Origin of the sequence: Aquidulcibacter sp. (assembly GCF_049239865.1) — a bacterium.
Lineage (GTDB): Bacteria > Pseudomonadota > Alphaproteobacteria > Caulobacterales > Aquidulcibacteraceae > Aquidulcibacter.
On the sequence record NZ_JBMLTR010000107.1, the window covers coordinates 15,249 to 40,139 of the forward strand.

23 protein-coding genes are annotated in these 24,891 nt (G+C 56.1%); 16 read left to right on the forward strand and 7 right to left on the reverse strand.

Annotation, left to right across the window (positions count from 1 at the left end; translation table 11 throughout):
• Positions 1-40: 40 nt before the first annotated feature.
• Both ACOVRA_RS07930 and ACOVRA_RS07935 read right to left on the reverse strand, forming a co-directional pair.
• On the reverse strand, positions 41-1,219 hold the full coding sequence (locus ACOVRA_RS07930) for a vWA domain-containing protein (protein WP_421719812.1): 1,179 nt from the start codon (positions 1,217-1,219) through the stop codon (positions 41-43).
• 120 nt (positions 1,220-1,339) lie between these two features.
• Entirely contained in the window at positions 1,340-2,212 is an 873-nt protein-coding gene (locus ACOVRA_RS07935) for an MBL fold metallo-hydrolase (RefSeq protein WP_421719813.1), read from the reverse strand.
• Between the two features lie 88 nt (positions 2,213-2,300).
• Between ACOVRA_RS07935 and ACOVRA_RS07940 the strand changes: the two genes are divergently transcribed.
• The 3 genes from ACOVRA_RS07940 to ACOVRA_RS07950 are packed head-to-tail and all read left to right on the forward strand — an operon-like array spanning position 2,301 to position 4,004.
• Complete coding sequence (locus ACOVRA_RS07940; protein WP_421719814.1) at positions 2,301-2,645, forward strand: ArsR/SmtB family transcription factor; 345 nt, start codon at positions 2,301-2,303, stop codon at positions 2,643-2,645.
• A gap of 26 nt (positions 2,646-2,671) precedes the next feature.
• Positions 2,672-3,208: a rhodanese family protein gene (locus ACOVRA_RS07945; protein WP_421719815.1), complete on the forward strand. Its 537-nt coding sequence runs from the start codon at positions 2,672-2,674 to the stop codon at positions 3,206-3,208.
• A 7-nt stretch (positions 3,209-3,215) separates the two neighbouring features.
• Positions 3,216-4,004 (forward strand): sulfite exporter TauE/SafE family protein, encoded by a 789-nt coding sequence (locus ACOVRA_RS07950; protein WP_421719816.1) that lies wholly within the window; start codon positions 3,216-3,218, stop codon positions 4,002-4,004.
• 22 nt (positions 4,005-4,026) lie between these two features.
• Here ACOVRA_RS07950 and ACOVRA_RS07955 read toward each other — a convergent pair whose 3' ends face one another.
• The gene (locus tag ACOVRA_RS07955) at positions 4,027-4,875 is read right to left on the reverse strand and encodes an AAA family ATPase (RefSeq protein ID WP_290807416.1); all 849 of its coding nucleotides are present in this window, start codon (positions 4,873-4,875) and stop codon (positions 4,027-4,029) included.
• A gap of 303 nt (positions 4,876-5,178) precedes the next feature.
• Here ACOVRA_RS07955 and ACOVRA_RS07960 point away from each other — a divergent pair, with 303 nt between their 5' ends.
• From ACOVRA_RS07960 to ACOVRA_RS07975, 4 genes are all read left to right on the forward strand, one after another.
• Positions 5,179-6,594, forward strand: a complete 1,416-nt coding sequence (locus ACOVRA_RS07960; RefSeq protein ID WP_421719838.1) for a circularly permuted type 2 ATP-grasp protein — start codon at positions 5,179-5,181, stop codon at positions 6,592-6,594.
• A complete protein-coding gene (locus ACOVRA_RS07965) occupies positions 6,591-7,556 on the forward strand; it encodes an alpha-E domain-containing protein (protein ID WP_421719817.1) in 966 nt (321 codons plus the stop codon). The genes ACOVRA_RS07960 and ACOVRA_RS07965 overlap by 4 nt, the downstream gene beginning before the upstream one ends.
• Complete coding sequence (locus tag ACOVRA_RS07970) at positions 7,556-8,554, forward strand: transglutaminase family protein (RefSeq protein WP_421719818.1); 999 nt, start codon at positions 7,556-7,558, stop codon at positions 8,552-8,554. The genes ACOVRA_RS07965 and ACOVRA_RS07970 overlap by 1 nt, the downstream gene beginning before the upstream one ends.
• A gap of 501 nt (positions 8,555-9,055) precedes the next feature.
• Complete coding sequence (locus ACOVRA_RS07975; RefSeq protein WP_421719819.1) at positions 9,056-9,691, forward strand: TetR/AcrR family transcriptional regulator; 636 nt, start codon at positions 9,056-9,058, stop codon at positions 9,689-9,691.
• A 3-nt stretch (positions 9,692-9,694) separates the two neighbouring features.
• Here ACOVRA_RS07975 and ACOVRA_RS07980 read toward each other — a convergent pair whose 3' ends face one another.
• Complete coding sequence (locus tag ACOVRA_RS07980; protein ID WP_421719820.1) at positions 9,695-10,459, reverse strand: glycosyltransferase family 2 protein; 765 nt, start codon at positions 10,457-10,459, stop codon at positions 9,695-9,697.
• A 166-nt stretch (positions 10,460-10,625) separates the two neighbouring features.
• Between ACOVRA_RS07980 and ACOVRA_RS07985 the strand changes: the two genes are divergently transcribed.
• The 7 genes from ACOVRA_RS07985 (at position 10,626) to ACOVRA_RS08015 (ending at position 18,101) form a co-directional block, all read left to right on the forward strand.
• Entirely contained in the window at positions 10,626-11,642 is a 1,017-nt protein-coding gene (locus ACOVRA_RS07985) for an AraC family transcriptional regulator ligand-binding domain-containing protein (RefSeq protein ID WP_421719821.1), read from the forward strand.
• Between the two features lie 68 nt (positions 11,643-11,710).
• Positions 11,711-13,885 (forward strand): TonB-dependent receptor, encoded by a 2,175-nt coding sequence (locus ACOVRA_RS07990; RefSeq protein ID WP_421719822.1) that lies wholly within the window; start codon positions 11,711-11,713, stop codon positions 13,883-13,885.
• Positions 13,886-13,897: 12 nt separating this feature from the next.
• The gene (locus ACOVRA_RS07995) at positions 13,898-14,815 is read left to right on the forward strand and encodes an alpha/beta hydrolase fold domain-containing protein (RefSeq protein WP_421719823.1); all 918 of its coding nucleotides are present in this window, start codon (positions 13,898-13,900) and stop codon (positions 14,813-14,815) included.
• 45 nt (positions 14,816-14,860) lie between these two features.
• The gene (locus tag ACOVRA_RS08000) at positions 14,861-16,207 is read left to right on the forward strand and encodes an ABC1 kinase family protein (protein ID WP_421719824.1); all 1,347 of its coding nucleotides are present in this window, start codon (positions 14,861-14,863) and stop codon (positions 16,205-16,207) included.
• Positions 16,208-16,273: 66 nt separating this feature from the next.
• Positions 16,274-17,278: an alpha/beta fold hydrolase gene (locus ACOVRA_RS08005; protein WP_421719825.1), complete on the forward strand. Its 1,005-nt coding sequence runs from the start codon at positions 16,274-16,276 to the stop codon at positions 17,276-17,278.
• Between the two features lie 23 nt (positions 17,279-17,301).
• On the forward strand, positions 17,302-17,610 hold the full coding sequence (locus tag ACOVRA_RS08010; RefSeq protein WP_290805826.1) for an aa3-type cytochrome c oxidase subunit IV: 309 nt from the start codon (positions 17,302-17,304) through the stop codon (positions 17,608-17,610).
• Between the two features lie 137 nt (positions 17,611-17,747).
• Positions 17,748-18,101, forward strand: coding sequence for a cell division protein ZapA (locus tag ACOVRA_RS08015; protein WP_290805828.1), 354 nt, complete (start codon positions 17,748-17,750; stop codon positions 18,099-18,101).
• Here the strand turns inward: ACOVRA_RS08015 and ACOVRA_RS08020 are convergent.
• Positions 18,087-20,594, reverse strand: a complete 2,508-nt coding sequence (locus tag ACOVRA_RS08020; RefSeq protein ID WP_421719826.1) for a ligase-associated DNA damage response DEXH box helicase — start codon at positions 20,592-20,594, stop codon at positions 18,087-18,089. The genes ACOVRA_RS08015 and ACOVRA_RS08020 overlap by 15 nt on opposite strands.
• The gene (locus tag ACOVRA_RS08025; protein WP_421719827.1) at positions 20,591-21,844 is read right to left on the reverse strand and encodes an MFS transporter; all 1,254 of its coding nucleotides are present in this window, start codon (positions 21,842-21,844) and stop codon (positions 20,591-20,593) included. The genes ACOVRA_RS08020 and ACOVRA_RS08025 overlap by 4 nt, the downstream gene beginning before the upstream one ends.
• A 163-nt stretch (positions 21,845-22,007) precedes the next feature.
• On the opposite strand from ACOVRA_RS08025, the gene ACOVRA_RS08030 reads away from it, so the two are divergent.
• Positions 22,008-22,541 (forward strand): hypothetical protein, encoded by a 534-nt coding sequence (locus tag ACOVRA_RS08030; protein ID WP_421719828.1) that lies wholly within the window; start codon positions 22,008-22,010, stop codon positions 22,539-22,541.
• On the opposite strand, the gene ACOVRA_RS08035 is transcribed toward ACOVRA_RS08030, so the two are convergent.
• Positions 22,538-23,812 carry a glutamate-5-semialdehyde dehydrogenase gene (locus ACOVRA_RS08035; protein ID WP_421719829.1) on the reverse strand — a complete coding sequence of 425 codons (1,275 nt, stop codon included), beginning with the start codon at positions 23,810-23,812 and terminating at the stop codon, positions 22,538-22,540. The genes ACOVRA_RS08030 and ACOVRA_RS08035 overlap by 4 nt on opposite strands.
• A gap of 135 nt (positions 23,813-23,947) precedes the next feature.
• Here ACOVRA_RS08035 and ACOVRA_RS08040 point away from each other — a divergent pair, with 135 nt between their 5' ends.
• Positions 23,948-24,832: an alpha/beta fold hydrolase gene (locus ACOVRA_RS08040; protein WP_421719830.1), complete on the forward strand. Its 885-nt coding sequence runs from the start codon at positions 23,948-23,950 to the stop codon at positions 24,830-24,832.
• The last annotated feature ends 59 nt before the right edge of the window (positions 24,833-24,891 follow it).

A 24,891-nucleotide genomic window follows, 5' to 3' on the forward strand; every position in this document is an offset into this window, starting at 1 on the left:
GATTTGACTGCCTTCACAAGGCTATCAACCTTGAGCCCTCCTAACGACTCAATTCCCGCATAGCCCGATCAAGGCCTTGGATCGTCATGGGGAACATGCGGTCGCGCCCGATCACTTCGCGGATCAAATTCACCGAAGGCGTGTGGTCCCAATGCCGCTCAGGAACTGGATTGATCCAGATGAGATGCGGATAGACGTCCGACACCCGCTTTAGCCACGCCGCGCCAGGCTCTTCATTCCAATGCTCAACACTGCCACCGGGATAGGTGATCTCATAAGGGCTCATAGTCGCATCGCCGACAAAGACGACTTTATAGTCGGCTGGAAACTTATGCAGCACATCCCAAGTGGGCAGCTTCTCCGCTGTGCGGCGACGATTGTCCTTCCAGACTTCCTCATAGACGCAATTATGGAAGTAAAAATATTCCATATGCTTGAACTCGGTGCGGGCAGCCGAGAACAATTCTTCGCATACTTTGATATGGGCATCCATGGAGCCGCCAATATCAAAGAAGATCAGCACCTTAACGGTATTGCGGCGCTCTGGCCGCATCACAACATCGAGATAGCCATTCTTCGCGGTTGTATCGATGGTGCCCTTAAGATCGAGTTCCGAAGGCGCGCCATCGCGGGCCCAGCGACGCAGGCGGCGCAAAGCAACCTTAATGTTACGGGTGCCAAGCTCAACCTGATCATCGAGGTTTTTATACTCGCGCTTATCCCAAACCTTGACGGCCCGGCCATGGCGGCCTTCCTTTTGGCCGATCCGCACGCCCTCAGGATTATAGCCATTGGCCCCAAAGGGTGAGGTGCCGCCGGTGCCAATCCATTTATTGCCGCCTTCGTGCCGCTCTTTTTGCTCTTCGAGGCGCTTTTGCAGCGTCTCCATCAGCTTTTCCCAGCCGCCCAAGCTCTCAATCTCAGCTTTTTCTTCCTCTGTGAGATATTTCTCGGTCAGAGCGCGCAACCAATCTTCAGGGATCGCAGCAGCGAGGGCATCGCTAGTCTTTTCCAGGCCTTTGAAGACATGGCCAAAAACGCGGTCGAACTTGTCGAGATTACGCTCATCCTTCACCAGCGCCGAACGCGACAAATAGTAGAATTCGGTGATGTCGCTCTCAATCACTTCCTTATCCATCGCTTCCATCAGAAGCAGATATTCCTTCAGGCTGATTGGAACCTTAGCGTCGCGAAGTTCAGAGAAGAAGCGTTGGAACATGGGTGTGTGACCTGAGACATTTGTGATTTACCGCAGACTTTAGAGAAGCCGACGCACTTGTCGAGTGCCCTGCGCTTAGAATTAACGCCCAACTCTAGTCTGCGGAGACGAAATCGAGCCTCAGACGGGAATTGTCCCCGAGACCGGGATTTTCAGATAGCGCTTTCCGTCCGCTTCAGCAGGCGGGAAATGGCCTGCGCGCATGTTAACTTGCACCGAGGGCAACAACAGCACTGGCGGTGCCAAGCCTTTGTCCCGGGTTTGGCGCATGGCCACAAAGTCAGCCTCCGTCACGCCATCATGGATGTGAACATTGTTCGCCCGCTGTGAGGCGACATCGCTTTCCCAAGCATAGTGATCCCGGCCAGCTGCTTTGTAATCATGGCACATCCAGAGCTTGGTTTCAGGCGGCAATGCAAAAATTTTGTGGATGGAGCGATACAGAGCCGCAGCATCTCCACCGGGGAAATCACAGCGCGCCGTGCCATAGTCTGGCATGAACAAAGTATCACCGACGAAGACATTGGCACCGATATGATAGGCAACACAGGCCGGCGTGTGGCCGGGCATATGGATCACTTCAATTTGCTGATTGCCAAACTGCAGAACTTGGCCGTCGGTCGCCAGAATATCGAACTCAGCGCCATTCAAGCTGAGATCATCGGCATGAAATACGGGGGCAAAGGTGCGTTGCACTTTGTCGATGCCACTGCCGATGACAATTTGCGCGCCAGTCTGCGCCTTTAAGAATGGGGCTGAACTGAGGTGATCGGCATGGACATGGGTTTCCAGAATATAGTCGATCTTGGCGCCCTGCCCCGCAGCGGCATCCAAAACGGCTTGCGCCGACCGGGTCGATAGCGAGCCACCGCGATGATCATAGTCCAAAACTGGATCAATGATCACCGCCCGCGACGTCTCCGGATCAACCACCAGATAGGTAATGGTGAAGGTCGCTTCATCGAAAAATGCGGTGATAAGTGGACCGGACATGGCGTGTTCTCCGTTTGACTGAAAATCCTACTTGTTTATATATTAGGATATGCTAAATTAGCAAGTGCTTATTTATAGGGCGAGACACATGCCGACTGAAACCACATCGCAACAAGAACTAGAACGCACAGTGGACGAAATGGCTGCTCGGGCTGGGGATGTTGCGAAATTGCTTAAGGCGATTGGCAATGAACGGCGCCTGCTGGTGCTGTGCCAATTGGTTGGCATGGGCGAGGCCAGTGCCGGAGCTTTGGGCACAACAATCGGCCTCAGCCAATCTGCGATGAGCCAGCATCTCGCTGTGATGCGTGAAGAAGGGCTTCTGTCGACCCGGCGTGAGGGGACGACGATCTTTTATGCCATTGCCGAGCCCAAACTGACGGAACTGATGGACACCCTTCATCGTCTTTATTGCAGCCCCAGCGCTGCGTAGTCCACCGCAAACCTTAGGAGATAAAAATGACCCTCAAAACCGTTTCAATTGAAGAAGCAAAGCGCATGATCGCCGCTGGCGCGCGTTTGGTAGATGTCCGCGAGGCTGATGAAGCCGCACGCGAACGCATTGGCTTGGCCAAAAACATCCCCTTGTCCGGCCTAGGCGATACCCTGCCACTGGGCGGCGACAATGCGATTATCTTTCACTGCAAAGCTGGCAATCGCACGTCGGCCAATGCAAGCCGCTTGGCCTCTGCCTCGACTTGCGAAGCTTATGCTTTGGAAGGTGGTATTGAGGCTTGGAAGGCAGCAGGTCTGCCCGTCGTCACAGATCGGAGCCAACCCATTGAGATCATGCGCCAAGTGCAGATTCTGGCGGGCAGCTTGGTTTTGCTTGGCGTCATCCTGGGCACCTGGGTCCATCCGGGCTTTTACGGTCTCTCGGCCTTCATCGGTGCCGGCCTGACCTTTGCCGGCACAACCGGTTGGTGCGGGATGGCAAAGATGCTGGCGTTTCTACCTTGGAATCGACCCCAAACACCCATGACCGCAAAGGCATAGTTCAGCCATGGAACCCGCCACAATCCTTGCAGCTCTAGGCTCTGGGCTGCTGATCGGTGCCATTTTAGGCTTGATTGGCGGTGGCGGATCCATCCTTGCGGTGCCTTTGCTGATCTATGTCGTTGGCGTTGTAGACCCGCATACGGCCATCGGAACCGGTGCCGTCTCGGTCGCTGCTAATGCACTTCTAGGCCTTTGGGCCCACGGCAGAGCTAAGAATGTGAAATGGCGCTGTGCCTTTATGTTTTCGGCGGCGGGCATTTTGGGCGCGACCTTGGGCAGCCTGTTAGGTAAGGCGATGGACGGTCAAAAGCTCCTCACGCTGTTTGGTTTTGTGATGATTGCTGTCGGAGTACTGGCTGCCCGCAAACCTACCCGGATTGAGGCCCCAGATGTCCGACTGTCCATGGCCAGCGCCCCCATCCTGCTCCCGCGCCTCATCGCCAGCGGCACGGGTGTGGGCCTAGCCTCAGGCTTCTTCGGCATTGGCGGCGGGTTTCTGATTGTTCCTGGCCTCATGTGGGCCACCAGTATGCCTATGAGCATTGCGGTTGGCACTTCCCTCGTCGGCGTCGCCGCCTTTGGCGCGGCAACTACCGCGAGCTATGCGCTGTCCGGGCTCGTGAATTGGCCCGTTGCGGGCCTGATGATCGCTGGCGGCCTGCTGGGCAGCACAATAGGGACTTGGGCAAGCCAATCCTTAAGTACCCAGAAGCGTGCGCTCGCGCTGGTTTTTGCCGCGGTCGTGGTTCTCGTGGGTGCTTGGATTGTGTGGACGGGGCTGGGCAAGCTCTAGCCTGCCCGCCCGTCTTTCCGCTTTAGCCGCGGCTTTCCCGGCGAGCCAAGAATGCCAGACGCTCAAACAAAGCCACATCCTGCTCGTTCTTCAAAAGCGCACCATGCAAAGGCGGGATCAGTTTTGATGGATCCTTTTGCTTGATTGCATCGAGGTCAATATCATCGGTAACCAAGAGCTTGAGCCAGTCCAGCAATTCCGAAGTCGATGGCTTTTTCTTCAGGCCAGGCACTTTGCGCATGTCATAGAAGCTAGCCAAAGCATTGGCGATCAAACGCTTCTTGATACCGGGGAAGTGGACATCCACGATTGCTTGCATTGTGTCTTCGTCTGGGAACTTGATGTAATGGAAGAAGCAGCGACGCAGGAAAGCGTCGGGCAATTCTTTCTCATTGTTAGACGTAATGATCACAATCGGTCGCTCGATCGCTTTGATCGTTTCACCGGTTTCATAAACGTGGAACTCCATCCGATCCAATTCTTGCAAAAGGTCGTTTGGAAACTCGATGTCAGCCTTATCGATCTCGTCGATCAAGAGAACGCAGCGGCCCTTATGCTCAAAAGCTTCCCACATCTTGCCCTTTTTGATGTAGTTTTTGACGTCCTTAACGCGCTCATCGCCCAATTGGCTGTCGCGCAGGCGGGTCACAGCATCATACTCATAGAGGCCCTGCACAGCTTTGGTGGTGGACTTGATGTGCCATTCCAACAAAGGCATTCCCAAAGCCTTCGCCACCTCAATCGCCAAGACCGTCTTACCGGTTCCGGGTTCACCCTTAATTAGCAAGGGGCGCTCCAATTTGATGGCCGCATTGACTGCGACTTTCAAATCATCTGTCGCCACATAATTTTTTGAGCCCTCAAACCGCATCCCTAGCACTCCTGATCATCTTGTTCTTGTCAGCTTGGCGACACGCTAACAGGCATGGGGTGGTTGGAGCAAGTGCTGTTTGCCGAGGGTTCAGCAAGTTGGATGTGCCTGTTTTTTGAGCAGGCCTGCGCAAGACACACTCAGTCCGCTTGACAGAAGGCGCGCTCGCCCGTGGAGTGCGGTCGCACAAGGGGAAACACCATGGCGCGCGCGCCTGACAAAGTAAGTGACATGGCTGCGCCACCGCGCCCCGGCCAAGAAGGGCCTTTTGAAGGCTATCAGTTGGGGGCTGCGTATGATGAAATGTTTGATGCCAAAGGCGACCCCCGCCCTGGCTGGTCTGGTCTCTACAACCGCTTAAGCCAAGCAACGCCGCAAAGCCTGCGCGATCTTCAAGCCAATATCGACCGCACATTTATGGCCCAAGGGGTGACTTTCACCGTCTATGGCCACGAAGACTCGACCGAAAAGATCATCCCCACTGATATCTTGCCGCGCATCATTCCAGCAGCGGAATGGGACAAATTAGAGCGCGGCTTCAAGCAACGCCTCGAAGCGCTAAACCTGTTTTTGGCCGATATTTATGGTGATCAAGCCATCATCAATAATGGCTATGTGCCGCGCGATCTGATTCTCGGCTCATCCAATTATCGCCGTGAAATGCTGGGTGTCGAAGTGCCCCATGGGGCCTATGTCAACATTTGCGGCACCGATGTGATCCGACGCGAAGATGGTGCCTATGTGGTGCTGGAAGACAATTTACGAGTACCTTCGGGTGTCTCTTACATGCTGTCCAACCGCGATGCCGTTAAGCGCGCTTTCCCAGACCTTTACCGCGCGGCGCGGGTGCGTCCCGTTGAATCTTATCCCGACGATCTGTTGGCCATGCTGAAAAGCTTGGCAAGCGAATATCAGCCCGACCCCACCGTCGTGGTGCTTACACCCGGCGTATTCAATTCCGCCTATTTCGAGCATGCCTTCTTGGCCCGCCTTATGGGAACGCCCTTGGTCGAGGGGCGCGACTTAGCTATCCATGACAATGTCGTTTACATGCGCACGACGTCGGGCCTGAAGCGGGTGGATGTCATTTATCGTCGGGTCGATGACGCCTTTGTCGACCCCTTGGCGTTTCGCCCGGATTCAACCCTTGGTGTCGCGGGGCTTATGAACGCGTATCGCGCCGGCAATGTGGTGATCGCCAATGCGCCCGGAGCCGGTGTCGCCGATGACAAGGCGGTCTACGCCTACACGCCGCAAATCATCAAACATTATCTCGATCAAGATCCGATCATTGATATTGTTGAGACTTTTTTATGCCGCGAGAAAAGCCAGATGTCGCATGTCTTGGCTAATCTCGACAAATTGGTGGTCAAAGCAGTCGGCGAGAGCGGCGGTTACGGCATGCTGATCGGGCCCCATTCGACCAAAGCACAAATTGAAGAGTTCGCGGCCAAGATCAAAGCGGACCCGGACAATTATATCGCCCAGCCAACCATCTCCCTTTCAACCGCACCGACCTACATTGATGGCGCGGTTGAGACCCGTCACGTCGATTTGCGTCCCTTTATCCTGTGTGGCGCAAAAATGACTCTCACGCCCGGGGCCTTGACCCGCGTCGCCCTACGCAAAGGCTCGCTGGTGGTGAATTCAAGCCAAGGCGGTGGCTCCAAAGATACATGGGTTCTCTCAGGTCCTAGCGACGGGCGGGCACGGTCATGATGTTATCGCGTGTTGCAGACAGCTTTTACTGGATTGGCCGCTATACCGAGCGAGCAGAGCACGCCTGCCGAGTCTTGCAAATTACCTTAACTGCAGGGCTTGAAGCCGGGGCGGAAGAGGCCGAAATGACCACTGAGCGTGCGATGCGGGCCTTGGGTGCTGCACCCATGGCCGCGCGCATGGACGCCTTAGAAGAGGCCCGGCTTCTGACCTTTGGCGGCAAAGGCGACCTCTCTTCGATCCACACCGCCGTCTTCGCAGCCCGCGAAAATGCTCGCCAAGTTCGCGATCAGATCACGACCGAAATGTGGGAGCGTTTGAACCGCCTGTATTTCCGTGTGCGAGAGACCGCAGCTAAACGGAATTTCAGCCAAATCGCTGCTGGTTTCTTCGAAGAGACGATCAATGACTTGCACGCATTTAAGGGCATTGTTTCGGGAACCATGAGCCACGGCGAAGGCTTCCACTTCTTGTCGATGGGCCGCACGATTGAACGCGCCCAATTGATCGTCCGCCTGCTCGATCTACATTTTGGTGAGAAGCAAGCGGCCATAGGCGATTTCGGTTGGGTCCAATTGTTGCGGATGTGTTGCGGCCTTGAGCCCTATTTGCGGGTGAAGACAGCGACCTTCCGACGCGATCAGATCGCTGATTTCTTGGTGCTAGACCCTTATTTCCCAAGGTCATTGCGCTTTTGCGCTAATACGATTGCCCAACATATCGATGCGGTGGGTGCGCTCGCGGATGAGCGTGCGCGCGAGACCTGCACGCGCTTGTCTGGCCGTTTGGCTGCGCGGCTGAACTTTGCCGTGTTGGATGAGGTTACGGGCAAAAATGGCCAAGCCTTTATCGCCCAAGTCGCAGATGATTGTATCGCTATCTCCGACGCCGTTCATGCGGCCTTCATCAGCTATTCCCTGGCCGACCGCCTACCCGGAACCAGCACTTTAGGAGTGCGTTGATGCGCCTCGAGATCACGCATGAGACCCGCTACACTTACTCGGCCCCGGTCCGAGAAAGCGTCATGGAGTTGTGGCTGCAGCCCCTAACCTTGCCGATGCAGCGCTTGGTCGGGTTTGATATTGTGACCGAACCCCGCGCGAAAATGATGACCTATCGGGATTGGCTGGGGAATATCGTCTATCATTTCGATGTGCCCGCCAAACATACCGAGCTGATCATCCGGTCACGCGCCATGGTTGAGACCTATGAACGAACAGACCCTCTACCTAAAAAAGTCGATCCGGGGGCGTGGGCCCATTTGCGTAGCGATGAAGTGCGCAGCCGCTATTATGACATGATGCGGCCCTCAACCTTTGTCGACGGTTCGGGCCATCTTGAAACCTTTATGCGCGAACGGGACCTCTTGGTGCTGCCCCCTGATCCGCTGACGGGCTTGCGGGTCCTCAATAAAGAGATTTATGGGGCTTTTGACTATGTTCCAGGATTTACCGCCGCCGATAGCCCAATTGATGCCGCGCTGGAGCACCGCAAAGGCGTGTGCCAAGACTTCGCGCACATCATGCTAGCCGTTGCGCGCCACTGGGGTGTGCCGTCGCGTTATGTGTCGGGCTATCTCGCCCGGACGGATGGGGACACCCAAATCCGCTCGGTTCCCGATGCCTCCCATGCGTGGGTTGAATGCTATTTGCCCGAACAAGGCTGGGTCGGATTTGACCCAACCAATGACATGCTGGCCAATGAACGCCATGTTGTTGTCGCCTATGGTCGCGACTATGCCGATGTACCTCCGACCCGAGGTGTCTTAAAGGGCGATGCGGACAGCCTTTTGGAAGTTGACGTGCACGTCCGACAAGCAGAGCGACTCTCGTTAGACAGTGACTTCCTGAAAGTGGTGCGCTCCCCAAGGACACGGCCAGACCAATTTATGGCCGCTACCAAGCCACAAAGGTCAGTTGCGCTCGAAATGCAGCACCAAATGGAGCAGCAGCAGCAATAATTTGCAGTAATCGACTACCACGCTGAAGCCGCCGGATTATATTGGCACTGCTCACGCCGGAATGTCCAAGTGATTCAAATCGTCATTGTAGATAATACTCTCTTAGAGTGAAAACGAAGGCACGTGACTGTAGCGGCACCGAGAGGTGCTTTCCCCAATTCATGCTGTCGCCCAAAATTTTATACCACTATAATCAATGTGATAAAATTTCCGTGACGAGCCAACTTGTCAAAGCGTTTTGACGATTTCCCCAATTAGGTTACCAAAAGTTATATCATTTCTGAACGGAAAATGAACAGGGCTAGTATGCCCGATTCCCCAGATAATTGAATCAGAATGATACCTACTGATTACTTAACTCAAATAATGATCATCAATGAAATTCAGGAAAATACCCAATCGGTAATGTTCTCCTGTGGTAACTAATGCATATTGGGTCTTTTCATGTGGGCGACGCAATGTAAAAGCTAAAAAGCGAATTTTAAGAGTGGAGGATTTTGTATGCCACAAGGTAAATTGAGTACCCGACCGGCGGTCGCGGCTCAGGACCGCGCTGAGCGAATTCTTATCGAGGCTACAAGATTATTCACCGAAAATGGCTACGCAGGCACTCGAATGTCTGACATTGCCTCAGCCATCGGTGTAACAAAGCCTATTGTCTATCGCTACTTTGACTCAAAGCAGGTATTGTTTGAAGCATTGGTACGGCGAGTACTTGCCGACCAAATCGAAGGCGCGTGCCGTTTGATCGACGAACATCGCGGCCCAACAAAGCCTCTACTGAACCAATTGGTCCGGGATGCTCGGATAGCGCTAAGTGCGCCCGGCGCGCTAGCTCCTTGGCGCATCGCCGTAGGCGAAGCAGATCGCTTTCCAGATTTGGCCGCCTTTTTGCGCCATGGTTTCATCGACCCCGTTGAAGCATCCATCAAAAACTTATTTGAGCGCTCCTTGGCAGCGAATGAAACCCAAGGCACGAATGCGGCAACCCTATCGCGCCTTTTCTGCGCCCCTGTGGCTGCAGTAGCGATGATGATGGCAACTTTTGGCGAAGCCGAAGAAGCACAGTTTGACGTCGACGCCTTCTTGGCCGCACATGTCGAAGGCTTTTGGCGGGGTTGGGCAGTTAAGCCATAAAGCTTAGCGGCCCAAGCGGCGCTCCCAATATTTGGCGAGCCGCAGGTAGCGATAAAACGCGTAATTCATGGCTGTCATGAAGCCATAGAGCCCACGAACAAAATGTCTTCTCGCGATATAGGCTTTTAAAAAGGCCAGTGGGAATTCCAAAACTAAGCGCACCGCTCCGATCTTGCGACCCTTCTTGTCGAGATCATCGGCTTGCATGTCGGCATAGGCATTCAGCTTGATCAATTCATGGCCCAGCGAACGGATCGAGCGGTGCTCGATCACGCCCTGCAGACGACGAACAGGGGTTCCCTTCACCAGATCGACCCGGTCATGCACAGGCGAGGGCGAATAACGTCCAACTTGTTTATGATAAAGGCGAACAGGACTTAGCCGAAAAGCCCAAGCATGCGGCTTAGCTTCGCCTGGAAACATCTCAATAATGTCGGTTTCGTACCCACAAGGCTGAACATCCGACACGCCGATCGCGGCTCTGATCGAGGCCACCAGCTCCGCGGTCACAACTTCATCGGCATCAATATTGAGCATCCAGTCATGGCGGCACTGATCTTCGCCAAATTGCTTTTGGAGGCCATAGCCTGGCCAAGGATTGAAGATGACGCGGGCACCCAAGCGCTCCGCCAGTTCTTGGGTGCCGTCTGTTGAGCCAGAATCGATCACAACAATATCGTCCGATAACCCCGTCACAGATTCTAGCGTCGGGCCGATCCGATCCACTTCATTCTTGGCGATGACAAAGATCGAGAGGGGCAATGACATTGCACGATTCCTTTAGGGACATCCCCTCCCTAGCAGAGGCCCCACGCGCACGTCGAGATGGGTGGCTAGACAACGCATATTGGCTTCTGCACACTTAGAAGCCTTTTTTTGGGATTCTGCTTATTGGGTGCCAGCCCATTTGCACTTCAGAGGGAAGTCAATCTCGGTGCCTTGCCGCGTTAGAAAACCATCTTTCCCAGTACGGTATCTGATCGACTTAGTCGGGCCAGAGGCAGCTCAAGGCTTGTTCAGCTTATCGGCACTCGAATGGCCGGGACCCGAGGCATCAATCTCGTTTGAACAGACTTGGACACTCCTAAACAACAACATTCGGTTCAAGCAGGACGAGACGCATAGCCTCGCCTCTCGGCCTCATCGGTCTGGAACCTTTGAGGTTTTGGCCTCAAGCATGAGCCAGGCAGATGACTTCGGCGATGGCCTGCGGCGATTTCAATTGGCGTCTGAACTCCTCAATTCAGAGATTCTGTTGCAGATTGAGGTGACCCGCAGTGGCTTGCGCCTTTCCGTCACCTGCCCCTTCATGAGCCAGCCTTCTGGAGCGCTTTATAGCGAGCTCTGGATTATGGTTTTGCATTGTCTATGTCTGTGGCTGACCGGTGAAGTTATCCGCGTGCGCTGGATAGAGCTGCCACGCTCAGGAGCAGCAGACCTTGGCACGATGTTAGCGCTACTTGATCAACCCATCCGTCTGAGTAGCTCGGAGGCTGTCGTAATTGTCTATACGGCGGAGGCGGCAGCCGCAAAGCTGTTGCCGCGGAAGATTCAGCATTATGAAAGCGAAGCAGAGGCAATTTATCGAAGACTATCGAAGGCAGCTCAGACACAAGATCGGCTCGCATCCGATCAAGATTTTGTCGACTTAGTAAGAAGGGCGTTCGACACAGGACAAACGCACCAGAGCAGTATTGCCCGGCACCTGGGTGTGAGCGCTGCATCCCTCCGCCGACACCTGAGCTTTCGGGGAACGACCTTCCGAAGCCTATTGGAAGCCCATCGGTTATGCCAAGACCAAGCCCTTAGTGCAGCACACGTCCTAAGCGACGAGGCCGCTCGCCTGCTGGGTTATTCCGACAGCCGCAGCCTGCGTCGGGCACGGCAAAGGTGGCGGAGCCAAGCGCCCTTAAACCCGCCTTCTATGAGCGAAATTGTCCGCCCGGATTAGACGAAAGCGTCCTTCCCGAGACCAATGATCGCCCGCATGCTCCTTGGAAAAACAAGAGGGGAAATGCGATGAAGAACAATTTGCCAATCAGGCGCACCAGTTTAATCCAAAGCACTGCCTTGACGCTGATCGCGTTCGCTCTGGCCGCAGGTCCAGCCTTTGCGCAAGAAGCCCAAGAAGCTGAAACCATTGTGGTGACCGCCCAAAAGCGCAGTACGGTCCTCCTAGACACTGCCGAAACTTTGACGGCCGTTACAGGCAACGACCTGCGTGCAACCGGCGGTTCAGGCTTCGCTGACCTCGGTGCCCAAGTGCCAAGTCTGGCCTACACGGCAAACTTTGGCATCAGCCAGATCTATATTCGTGGCGTAGGTAATTCCTTCTTCAACCCCGGTGGAGACCCTGGTGTCGCACTCCACAGCGATGGTGTCTATCTGTCAGACCAAGAAGCGACCGGGGTTGCATTTCTGGATGTTGCGCGGGTCGAAGTCCTGCGCGGACCACAAGGTGCCCTCTATGGCCGCAATGCAACGGGCGGGGCGATAAACTTGGTCTCGAAGCGACCCACGGACAGTTTTGAAGGGGAAGCCGCCTTGACCCTTGGTGACTTTGGTCGCCTCGAGGGCGCGTTGACTTTATCCGGCCCAATCAGCGCGCAGATGCGGGGTCGTTTGGCGATTGAGCATAAGACGCTCGATGGCTTTGCGACCAACACGCTGGCGTCATGCCCGGATCATTTCGACGATGAAGGCCTAACTTCCGTGCGGGCCCAAATTGAAGCCGACTTAGCGGGCGGGACTTTACGCCTCATCGCTTCTGGCCTTAAGCAAGACAATAATGGCCCCGCCCTCAAAGTCTTGCCCGATCCTTTCCCGCAGCCGGCCGAGTTCCTCTATGGAGTCAAACCTCCTGCCGCACCGCGAACTTTGACGTCCGAGATCGGCACCAACGAGCGGGAGGTCAAAAGCCTAACCGGCATTTTCGAGCGAAGCTTCAATGCGTTCGAACTGACCGTGATTGCCGATATCCGATCAAGCGACCGCGCCATTACATTTGACCAGGACGGTACAGCGCGACCCGTGGCAGTCACCACACTCGACACTCAAAGCGAACAGAAAAGCTTAGAAGTCTATGCAGCCTCTCAAAAAGGCAGCCGCTTCGAATGGTTGGTAGGGGCGACTGCGATGCAGTTCGACCAGTCACGCGTGACAACCGTGCCGGGCCAACTGCCCGGTGCATTCCTAAACCCGGCGCTTCCGCTGAATTTCCCGGTTCCATTTCGTTTCGAAGGCGGTGGGGACCTCGTCTCCAACTCCTGGGCCACTTATGGTGAGCTTGGATATAAGCTCAATGATCAAGTGACCGTTCGAGGCGGTGTCCGTTATAATTCGGACGAAAAGAAGATTGACGAGTTCTTAGACTTCTTCAGCCTGACGCGTGGTTCACAATCGAAATCTTGGTCGAAGGTAAGCGGCAAAGGAACGCTGGAATGGCGGCCGCAAGAGAAAATCCTAGTCTACGGCTCGATCTCATCCGGATTCAAAGCTGGAGCGCTTAATCTGGGAGCATTCACCCCATCAGTCCGCCCTGAAACCATTGAGAACGCGGAGTTAGGTTTAAAGCTGACAGGCAGTGGTAATCGCCCGTCTCTTTCCATAGCCGCCTTCAACAGCAGCTATAGCGATCTTCAAATAGTTCAAATCGGACCTTTAAGCCAAATTCTAGCCAATGCCGCTGAAGCTACTATTCAGGGGATAGAGGGTGAAGCGAGTATCCGGCCCATAAAGGAGCTGACGCTATCGGCCAATTTCTCGTACCTAGATGCAAGCTTCGACCGATTTTCCACAACCGACCCTCGCCGCGGCTTTGCCTCTTTTGACCTGAAAGGCAAGACCTTGCCCATGGTCAGCGACTTTACCGGCGGCGTCAGGGTCCAATGGCGCAAGGCACTGGCAAACGGTGCAGTGGTGATGGCTAGCGGCGCTGCATCTTGGCGATCAGATTTCTATTTCACTGAGTTCAATACACCCGATGCACTTCAGAAAGGCTATGGCAAATTAGATGTCGGCGTGAGTTGGACATCGCCAAACGGTACCATCACGTTGTCTGCCTATGGCCGCAATCTGTCTGATGAAACGACCTTGTCCAGCATGTCTGTTGTATCACCACTCTTGGGTTCTTTGCGCGTTGCCTCCTATGATCCTCCCCGCCATTTTGGCGTGTCGATCGCGCGCAGCTTCTAAGGGATATCACCTATGACAAACCCCGCCCGCATAGCCTTGCTGAATAGCATGTTTGAGCATCTGGCCACACCGCCGGATGCAACCGACCCGATTGAAGCAGCCCGCAAGCATGCAGATTACTATGGCCGTGGCGAAGTGGGGGCAGGCTTGGCCATGTGTAGCCTTCAGCCGGTACAAATTGGACAGAGGTCGGGTGAATGGCTTGTCCCGCCCAATGCCATGGCAGGTCATCGATTGGTGCATCTACATGGCGGGGGATGGATCGCGGGATCGCTTGTCAGTCATCGGGCAATGCTGGCTGAATTGGCGGTAGCGGCCAAAGTTGCAGTCCTTGCCATCGACTATGGGCTGGCACCGGAGGCCCCCTTCCCTTCTGGCCTATTGGATTGCGTGTCAGCCATCGACTTTGCGGCAAAGACAGGTCCAGAGGGGGAGGAACCAGCAAAACGATTATATGTGTCGGGGGATTCTGCTGGTGGAAATTTAGCTGCGGCGAGCATTATCCAGATTGGCCGAATAGCGGGCCGACTCCCAGATCGCCTCGTGCTGATGAGTCCATTTCTGGCGACATCTGCCCTTCCTATCCGTTTGCAATCCCCCACACGAGACCCCATCGTTAGCATCGAAGGCATGCAACATGTGCGTAGCGTCTATGCAAGCTCGGCCTCACCTGACGATGCCTTGGTTGAACCATTGTTGGCCAAGCCGTCAGAGCTGGCTTCATTCCCACCAACCTTGATTCAAGTCAGTAGTGCGGAGACCCTGCGAGACCAAGCAATTACCTTTGCTGATGCGCTGTGGGCGGCAGATGTAGAAACGCGTTTAAGCATTTGGCCGGGACTGCCGCACGTCTGGCAGGTTTTCGTCGCCTCAAGTTCGGATGCGCGTGGGGCTTTGATCGAAGCCGCCCAGTTCCTGACCACAAACTGACACCCAGCCCTCGCTTCGGGCAGGCTATCGCCCTACATAGAGGGCATGAGCGAAGATCTTGAGCGCAATCGTTTAAGTGGCCGACTGAGCCGGGTTGCCCGTGTTGGGGTGAATATGGGTGCGGCTGCGGCCACCTTTGGCGCTCAAAGGCTGGTTGGTGGCAGTGATGCCGATAAGACGATTGCCATCGCGCTGCGCCAAGCGCTGGGCAAAACGCGCGGCCCTTTGATGAAAGTGGCCCAGATTCTGGCCACCATTCCCGACTTCCTGCCCCCTGAGTATGCTGAAGAACTAGCCGCCCTCCAATCCAATGCGCCATCTATGGGCTGGCCATTTGTGAAACGGCGGATGCGTGCCGAATTGGGCCCCGATTGGGAGAGCCGCTTTGCAAGTTTTGAGCGCGAAGCAGCACACGCCGCCTCTCTCGGCCAAGTCCACCGCGCCACCCTACATGATGGTCGTTTGGTCGCGTGCAAACTGCAGTATCCAGACATGGCCAGTGCGGTCGAGTCTGACGTGGCGCAGCTCAAATCCTTGCTCAGCTTGTTTCGAACATTTGAGAAATCCCTCGACCCAAGTGAAGCGGTCGAAGAGGTAACGGACCGGTTGCGCGAAGAGCTTGATTACACGCGTGAACGCCAACACATGCGGCTTTATGGCGATCTATTGGGCAATCAACCTGATATCGCTTGCCCAGAACCCATTGACGACCTGTCAACCGGACGGCTGTTGACCATGACCTGGCTCGACGGTGCGCCGCTTTTAACCTTTAAGGACGCACCACAAGAAGAGCGCGACCGCATCGCGACATTGTTGTTCAAGGCGTGGTGGGTGCCCATGATGGCCACAGGTGTCATTCATGGCGACCCGCATTTGGGCAATTACTCGCTGACTCCCGGTGCCAACCGGCTCAACCTCCTCGACTTTGGCTGTGTACGCATTTTCCCACCGCGCTTTGTCGCAGGCGTGGTGCAGCTTTATCTGTCGCTAGAGCGCGATGACTTTGACGGCACGATGGCCGCCTATGAGATTTGGGGATTTAAGGGGCTGACGCGCAAATTGGCCGAAGTCCTGAACCTTTGGGCCCGCTTCATTTATGCCCCCCTGCTCGACAATCGCGTGCGCACCGTCGCGGACGGCGTCGCCCCGGGCGATTATGGGCGAAAAGAGGCCTTTGAAGTGCGCAATCTGTTGAAAGAACATGGCCCCGTGACCATCCCACGGGAATTTGTGTTTATGGACCGCGCAGCCATTGGCCTTGGTGCCGCCTATCTCCATTTGGGTGCCAAGCTGAATTTCTATGAGTTGTTCCAGAATTCCATCGCAGGCTTTAACGAGGCAGCCCTCGGCGCGCGACAAGATCAAGCCCTCCAACGCGTCGGTCTACGCTGAAATCTGTCCGCGCTTGACGCTAGGTTACGACTTGCCCAAGCGCCCGCCTTAGGCCAAGTCGAAAGTATGACAGAGGCTAGCCCCCACAATCTTGTTCGTTCCGAATTGTCGTCCGTCCCCGAAGTCGCCGACGGCAGCCGCGAAAAAGGTCCTTTGGAAGCTTATTGCGGCGAGCGCCCAGTCTATCCGACTTGGGCATTGGACGCCATCGCGCACACGCCAGAGGTCACATACTTCCATGTTGAAGGAGCCAAGCTGGAACTGCTGATGTGGGGAACAATCGGCAATCCAGGCGTGCTGTTGCTCCATGGCAATGGCGCGCATGCGGGTTGGTGGAGCTTTATTGCTCCGTTTCTTGCCAAATCCGGCTATCGCGTCGCTGCTCTTTCGTTTTCGGGGATGGGCGGATCAGACTGGCGTGAAACCTATACGATGGATCTGTTCGCCGATGAAGTTTTAGGTGCCTGTGCAGAAGCGGGCCTTGCCGCAAGCGGCCAACCCCCCGTCATAATTGCCCATTCTTTTGGGGGGGTTCCTGCCATTTATACGGCGTTAAAGGCAGCCGACCGAGTGGGCGGACTTATCCTGCTAGACAGCCCGATCGAGCCGCCCGGCGAGGAGTGGAAGGGACCACCCAAGCGCACAGCCCCTAATCGTGTCTATGCCACACTCAACGACGGCTTAGCGCGCTTCCGCCTGGCTCCGCCTCAGTCATGTGAGAATCATTGGGCATTAGACCATATTGCGCGGGGCTCTCTAAAGCAGGTTGAGGGTGGCTGGACTTGGCAGTTTGACCCATTTTTGTGGAATAGCTTCGCCCCGATGATCATGTCGGAGCGCGCCAGCCGCCTGCAGGTGCCAACCATCGTCATGCGTGGTGGTAACTCATTTTTGATGGAAGATCGTATATTCACCTATATGAAGACGATTTTCCCAACAGGTACAGGCTTTGTCACCATTCCAGAGGCACAGCATCACCTGCTTTTAGACCAGCCATTGGCCACCATTGCCGCATTGGAATCCAGTTTGGCTGGCATCTCTATCTTGCCTAAGACCCCAATGCGCGGCTAAGAGGGGCATAACGGAGAGTTCTTATGGCCAGCCACGACGATCACTATTCCCACGGCGAAATGGAAATCGCAGAGCAATCTGCCATGTACCAATCGTTTTTGGTCGCAACCCAATGGGGTTGCGTGCTGATTTCGGCGATGGTCGCCTGTATGGCCTTGATCTGGGGCGCTGACGTGCCTTGGTTGCAAGCTGTTCTAGGCTGCGGCGCTTTGGCGGTTGTCGCAGGCCTCGGTATGAAGATGGGCGGCTCTTTCACCATCACATCTGTGGTGATCACCATCATTGGCTTGATCGCCGGCGGCATCTCCACTGTCGTGGGCATGTTCATCTAACACGGCTTTTTGTCCGCACGGTTAGCTGCGACGCTGGCCCTAGGTGTGCACCCATTTGCCCCAATCCAATGCAGGTTAAGGACTGGCCTTTTGGCCAGAACCGGTTTTAAGTCCGACCGAAGCCATGGAGCCGTGTATTGGCCAAAGTACAGATTGAAATTAATGGACGCAGATATGCGATTGGCTGTGATGAAGGCCAAGAAGAGCATGTCATGCGCTTGGCCCGCTATTTCGACGAGCATGTAAAGCGCTTGGCCAATTCTGTTGGACAAATTGGTGATCAACGTCTGTTCTTGATGGGTGCATTGATTGTGGCTGACGAAATGCATGATTTGAAAGTGCGTCTCGACAAGGCTGAAGCCGAAATTGCCCGCCTGAGTGATGTGCGGGCTCAAGCGGCACAGGCGGCTCAAGACCCTTCACCCGTGACGGCCCTTGATGGAGCTGCTGGTCGCCTCGAAGCGTTGGCTGCACGGTTAGAGCAGGCCTGAACCTTCTGGGCCCATAGCTTCACGCAACAGGCTGTCACCTGCCGCTTCTTCCAAGATATTCTCCAGCGCCTGTCCATTGATGGGCACTTTCCCGATTTCCAACATGAGTGGCACGGCAAAGGGCGAAATTCGGGCGAGCTTTTGGTGGCGGACCTGCCCGACAATACGCGCCAGACATTCCGACAGCCGCTTGATGTCTAAAAGCCCCTCGCCGGCTTCATAGCGTGCGGCCTCTAGCAAGATATGGTCAGGCTGGTGGCGGCGCAGGACGTCAAAGATTAAGTCTGATGAAAAGGTCACCTGCCGCCCTGTCTTGGTCTTGCCGACTTGGTTCTGCTCGATAAGGCCGGCAATGACGGCGCAGGTCCGAAAGGTCCGCTTCATCAAGACGCTTTCTTCCAGCCATTCCTCCAAGTCATCGCCCAGCATATCCTGATCAAACAACTGATCCATATCCACGCGGGCCATATCCTTCAGCCCCCAAACCGATATGGCGTAATCATTGGCGACAAAACCCAGCGGATCGAGGCCTAGCCTTTCAAGGCGCCGGGTCAGCAACATGCCGAGGGTTTGGTGGGCAAGGCGGCCTTCAAAAGGATAGCACGCCAGATGGAAGCGATTGCTCCGCGGAAATGTTTCCACGAGAATCTCATCCATATGTGGTATTACTGAAACGTAGCTTTGCATGTGGAGCCATTCCTGCAGCTGGGGGTGCAGGTTCGGCCAATAGCCTTTGTTTGCGATCATGGCGCGTACACGGGTCGCCAGATAAGTAGAAAGCGGGAATTTACCACCAGCCCAAGACGGCACTTTCGGCGATTGGTCATGCGCTTTGCTGACAAGACAATCGGTGCCTGACACGCCTTCAAACCGCCAGACCTCGCCTGCGAACAGGAAAGTATCGCGCGGCGACAGACCATCGACAAAATATTCCTCAATCTCACCTACGACGCGCCCGCCAACAAAGGTACTGCCGCCAGAAGGCGTGCCCGGCCGACGGGAACGATTGGCGGAGACTTGGCGCACCTTCAAAACGGGCTCTGCCACGATCGAGCCGACATTCATGCGCCAAGCCCGTGCCGCATCCCGATTGCGACACAAAAGACGTCCCTCGCCATCCCGGATCAAGCGCGCAAAGCGGTCATAGGACTTAAGCGCATAACCGCCATCGGTTACAAAACCCAGCACCCGGTCAAATTGCTCACGCGGCAAACGATGATAGGGGCCTGCGGAGCTCACTTCCCGAAAGAGGTCATCTGGGTGAAATGGCGCACCCACGGCACAGCCCATGATATGCTGTGCCAGAATATCGATCGCGCCGCGTCGGGGTACCGGACCGTCGAGATGCTGCGCTAAAACCGCATCGCGGGCGGCTTGGCACTCCAGCATTTCAAACCGGTTGGTTGGGACCAGAACCGCTTTGGAAACTTCATCCAGCCGGTGGTTCGAACGTCCAATCCGTTGGATGAGGCGAGAAGAGCCTTTTGGTGCCCCCATCTGGATGACGAGATCGACATTGCCCCAATCAATCCCGAGATCCAGCGTTGAGGTACAGACGATGGCGCGTAAGCGGCCTTGCGCCATGGCTTCTTCGACCCTGCGGCGTTGCGAGACATCGAGTGAGCCATGGTGCAACGCAATGGGTAGATTGGCTTCGTTGATTTTCCAAAGCTCTTGAAAGGCAAGCTCAGCTTGAAAGCGCGTATTCACAAAGACCAAGGCCATTTGGGTCCGTTCAATGGCCTGATAAACCTCTTGCATCGCGTGGCGGCCCGTGTGCCCAGCCCAGGGGACGCGCTCCTCAGACAACAGCATCGAGATATCGGGGGCCATGCCCTTTGGTCCCCGCACAATACGCGCATGGCAGGCCTCAGAGCCAGTCTGCGGCGCGATCCACTGCGCTAGAGCCAATTCGTCCGCGACCGTGGCAGACAGGCCTGTACGCCGCGCAGATGGCGCAAAGCGCTGAAGTGCTGCCATACCGAGCGCCAGAAGATCGCCTCGCTTGGTTGGGGCCAAGGCATGGGCCTCGTCTATGATGATGCGTTTGAGCCCCTGAAAGATGTTGGGAGCATCTGGCATGCCTACAAATAGGGCAACCTGCTCGGGCGTCGTCAGCAACATGTCTGGCGGGTCATAACGCTGGCGCTGGCGCTTCGCGGCGGGTGTATCGCCGGTGCGCGTCTCGACCCGCACCGGCAAGGCCATCTCGCTGATCGGGGTCATTAGATTGCGCTCGACATCCACGGCCAAGGCTTTGAGTGGAGAGATGTAAAGCGTGTGCAAACCGCGTGGCTGGTCGCGACCGTCGGCTAAATCAATCAGGCTGGGCAGAAAGCCCGCCAAGGTCTTTCCCGCCCCGGTGGGCGCAATCAGGAGGCTATGGTCGCCGGCTTGATCGGCAGCCAAAAGATCGAGCTGATGGGCGCGCGGGACCCAGTTGCGTCCGGTGAACCAAGCCTGAAAGGCCGCTGGCAGCGCGGGGGCACTCATGGCTTGGCGTGGGGTTCCTCGTCATCGGACGACTTACGCCCCATCGCCAAGATCTGTCCAAGGACCGAATTGGTCTGGACTGGACCAAAGCCGACTTTGTCTTCTCTCGGAACGGCTGGACGCCTTGCGGTTCGCCAGAGCACCCAAGGCACCATAATCGCAGACACCACGCCCGCCTGCCAGAAGATGGACAGCGCACTGCCCGTCACCTCCACCAACAAGCCGCCAATAGCGGGGCCAACGATGGTGCCGCCTGCCCAAACAAACAAGAGGCCGGAGCTAGCCGCAGCCAATTCTGCACGGGGCGTACGATCCCCTAAATGAGCCACGGCGATGCCGTAGTATGACAAGGCACCTGCCCCCCAGATGCCAAACAGGATGGTATTAAGGGTGAGCGAAAGCTCAGCGCCGATTGTTGCCAGAACAAAAGCCGCAATCGCGGGCACGCCAATCAAGGTAGCCAAGACGATGCGACGGTCCATCCGGTCGGACAACCGACCCGCGTGCCATTGCACCAACAGAGAGCCGATCCACGCTGCGGCTTGAAAAGTCGCGGCAGCCTGCGGTCCGCCCCGCTCACTCGCGTAAAGTGGGGCGAGTGACAAAACCGCCCCATTGACGAGGCCTGAGCCAATTGCGGCAACAAAAGCTGCTGGCGCGAGTTTAAACAGTCGTGACGGCAACATGCGAAGGACAGTCGCGGGCGGGGGCGGCGTTGTGTCGGCAATAGAAATCGGAACCAAGGACAGGGCTAGAAAGGCTGCTGCGGCCATAATCGGCCCCGCCGCATTCGGCTCTGGATGGGTGAAGCCGATGATGAAGGGCCCAGAAACCAGCCCCAACTTCGTACACAGCATGTAAAAGCCCGTCACATCACCACGTCGCGCATTGGGGATTGCGGACGCCATCCAGCCTTCTGCTGCCGCAAACATCACAGCAATCGCGGCCCCTGCCAACAAACGGCTAATCGCCCAGGCCCAAGCGGAATCGCTGGCATACAGCAAAAGTGTGGTCACGCAGGCGATGGATGCCGCCGCCGCATAGCTGCGAATGGCCCCAATCGCCCGTAACATAATGGGCGCGAACCAAGCTCCTGCCAAAAAGCCAAGGCCATAGGCAGAGGCAACCAAGCCAATTTGGCTGCCCGTGAACTGAAGGGCTTGCATCTGAAGCGGCAACCAGACGCTTAACAAGCCGCCCGCGATCTGCAGCAATGTCTGCCCCCCGATCAGAGAGGCGACATCACGCATTGGATTACCCCGCGGGGCTCCAGACGGCAGGGAGACCAGATCGCTCATTTGGTCACGATAGGCCGTGATGGCGCTTAGGGCCAGAATAAATCCACACAGAGACAGGGCTTTGTTCACACCCTAGCAAGGTAGGATCAGGCAGAATGGAGACTGGAGTTACCTGATGCGATCGTCTCGACCTATGTCCAAACCTGTCGGCCTTAACGCCATGCTCTTGTCTGCTGGTCTGGTGGTCACGCTGGTCGCCGTGCCGCTAGCGGCAAAGCCTAAAAAGCCCACAGGCTTGCGGGGCGGAACATCCACAGTTGCAACCCCTGCAAACTCAGCACAAGCTTGGCTGGGCCAAACGGTTTGGCGCGCGACCACTTGCGACAAGAAAGAAAACTTCCAGACCTTTAGCTTCAGCCCAACGCCCCAAGTCGAAGTCGGCTCTGGTAAAAAGGGCGATGGTGAGAAGCTGGAATTGCTCCGGGTTGGTACGAGCACCGACGGCCTAATCGAAATTGAGACACGCGTTTGCGCCCCTGTCGGCTGCAACCAGACTGTCGAACGCTACAAAAAGACTGGGCCGAACCAGATGCAGGAATGGCACTTTGAAGGCCGCCTGCCCGAGCATCAACCCTATGTGCTGGTTCGCGATGGCCAAGCCGTCGATGGCTCTGGCCCTGGTCGCCTGTTCAACCGCTGCCCAAATTAGGGCCGGGTCTGACCTGAACCGCGCACGACATATTTGTAGGTCGTAAGTCCTTCCGCCCCAACCGGACCGCGCGCGTGCAGGCGACCTGTGCCAATGCCGATTTCGCCGCCAAAGCCAAACTCACCACCATCGGCATATTGGGTGGACGCATTGACCAGAACGATGGCGCTATCGACTTCATGCAAGAAGCGCTCTGCCGCAACTTCATCTTCGGTCACGATACAATCTGTGTGGCCAGAGCCATAGCGGGCGATATGATCGACCGCCGCTTCAATCCCCGGCACCACAGCTACGGAAAGAATGGGGGCCAGATATTCGGTGCGCCAATCTTCCTCGGTTGCCTGTGCCATTGGCACAATCGCTTGGGCAGCCGCATCGCCGCGCAACTCGCAGCCCTTCGCCATCAAGGCCTCGGCGATTTGCGGCAAAAGCGTGTGCGCGACAGCCTGATCGATCAAGAGTGTCTCCGTTGAGCCGCAAACCCCTGTGCGCCGCAATTTGGCATTCACGGTCAAAGCGATGGCCTTTTCGGCGTCCGCACCAGCATGGACATAGGTATGGCAAATGCCTTCCAAATGGCTCAACACCGGCACGCGGGCTTCTGTTTGCACCCGGGCGACGAGGCTTTTGCCTCCCCGGGGAATAATCATGTCGATGGAGCCATTGAGGCCGGTCAACATGGCCCCGACCGCTGCCCGATCGGTGGTGCCCACCAATTGGATCGCATCTTCAGGCAAGCCCGCCTCGGCCAATCCTGCGCGCAGGGCTTTAGTGATTTCAGTTGAGCTGCCAATCGCGTCAGAACCGCCCCGCAGGATGACGCAATTGCCAGAGCGCAGACATAAGGCACCCGCATCGGCTGTGACGTTAGGACGGCTCTCGTAAATGATGCCAATCACGCCAATCGGAATGCGCACACGCTGCATATGCAGGCCGTTTGGCCGCGTCCAATCCTTCATCACCTCGCCCAATTGATCGGGCTGGCCCGCGACATCCTCAACCGCCGCTGCCATGGCTTCCAATCGAGCGGGATCCAGCTTGAGACGATCGAGCATGGAAGGTGACAGGCCTTCGGCTGCACTGCGGGCCATATCCACCTCATTGGCGGCTAAAATGGCCGGTGCAGCGACGCGAATGTGGCGCGCCATCGCAAGAAGAGCCGCTGAACGGGTGTTAGCGCCTGCTTCACGCACGGCTTTGGCTGCTGCGCGCGCGCGGCCACCCATGGCCAGCATGAGGGTTTCAGGTGTCTCTGGGGTGGGGACATGCATATTCATCCCGCCAAAATGCCTGCAACCAATGCCAAAGACAAGGAGGCGGAGAACGCTTTGTACGCGATTCCCGCGACGAGCTGCCCTAGGCCTAACATCCATAACTGGTTAGAGCAGGGACTGGAGGAACAACCCATGGCACCTGATACTCTTGGCAACATCGTTTTTATCGAGGCCAATGGCCAGCGCCTTGAGACGCTAATCGCAGGAAAGGGCGGAAGTAAGCTTGCGGTGCTGCTGCATGGCTTTCCAGAGTCCCATCATTCTTGGCGCTTCCAAATCCCACTTCTAGTGAAATTGGGCTATGAAGTTTGGGCCCCGAATCTGCGGGGCTATGGCCAGAGTTCCAAGCCACCCCACATGCGCGACTATGCCATCGAGCAACTGATGGAGGACGTCGCACAGCTCATGGATCAAGCAAGCAACGGGCGACCTGTGACGTTGATCGCCCATGATTGGGGGGCTATCATTGCCTGGGCATTCGCGGCCTCAAACCTGCGGCCGCTAGCGCGCTTGGTGATCCTCAATGTGCCCCATCCGGCCCGATTGGCCGAAGGCCTGCGAACTTGGCGACAATTGAAGAAGAGCTGGTATGTCTTCTTCTTCCAGCTTCCTTGGCTACCTGAAAAGCTGCTCGCCGCCGGTGGGGCGCGGGCAATTGGCCGAGCCTTTAGCGCACTCGCCCTAGACCAAACGAATTTTGGCCCAGAGGTCCTTCAAGTCTATCGTGACAATGCTCTGATCCCGGGCGCACTTAGCTCTATGATCAGCTATTATCGGGCAGCAGCCCAAACGGCTGGGATGGCGAACTTCACGCGCGACCATGTTGCCCCTATCACCGTGCCCACGTTGATGATCTGGGGCGAAGAAGACCTCGCTCTAGGCGTGGAATTGACCGATGGCTATGACGGTTTGGTGCAGGATTTCACGCTACATCGCCTCAAGGGCGTCGGGCATTGGGTGCAGCAAGAGGCTCCAGAGGCGGTCAATGCGCACCTAGAAGCTTGGCTGGCAGCTTAAGTGCGACTGCAACAGTCACACATGCATGATTTCATTCTGATGCAATTTCGGCTAATGCC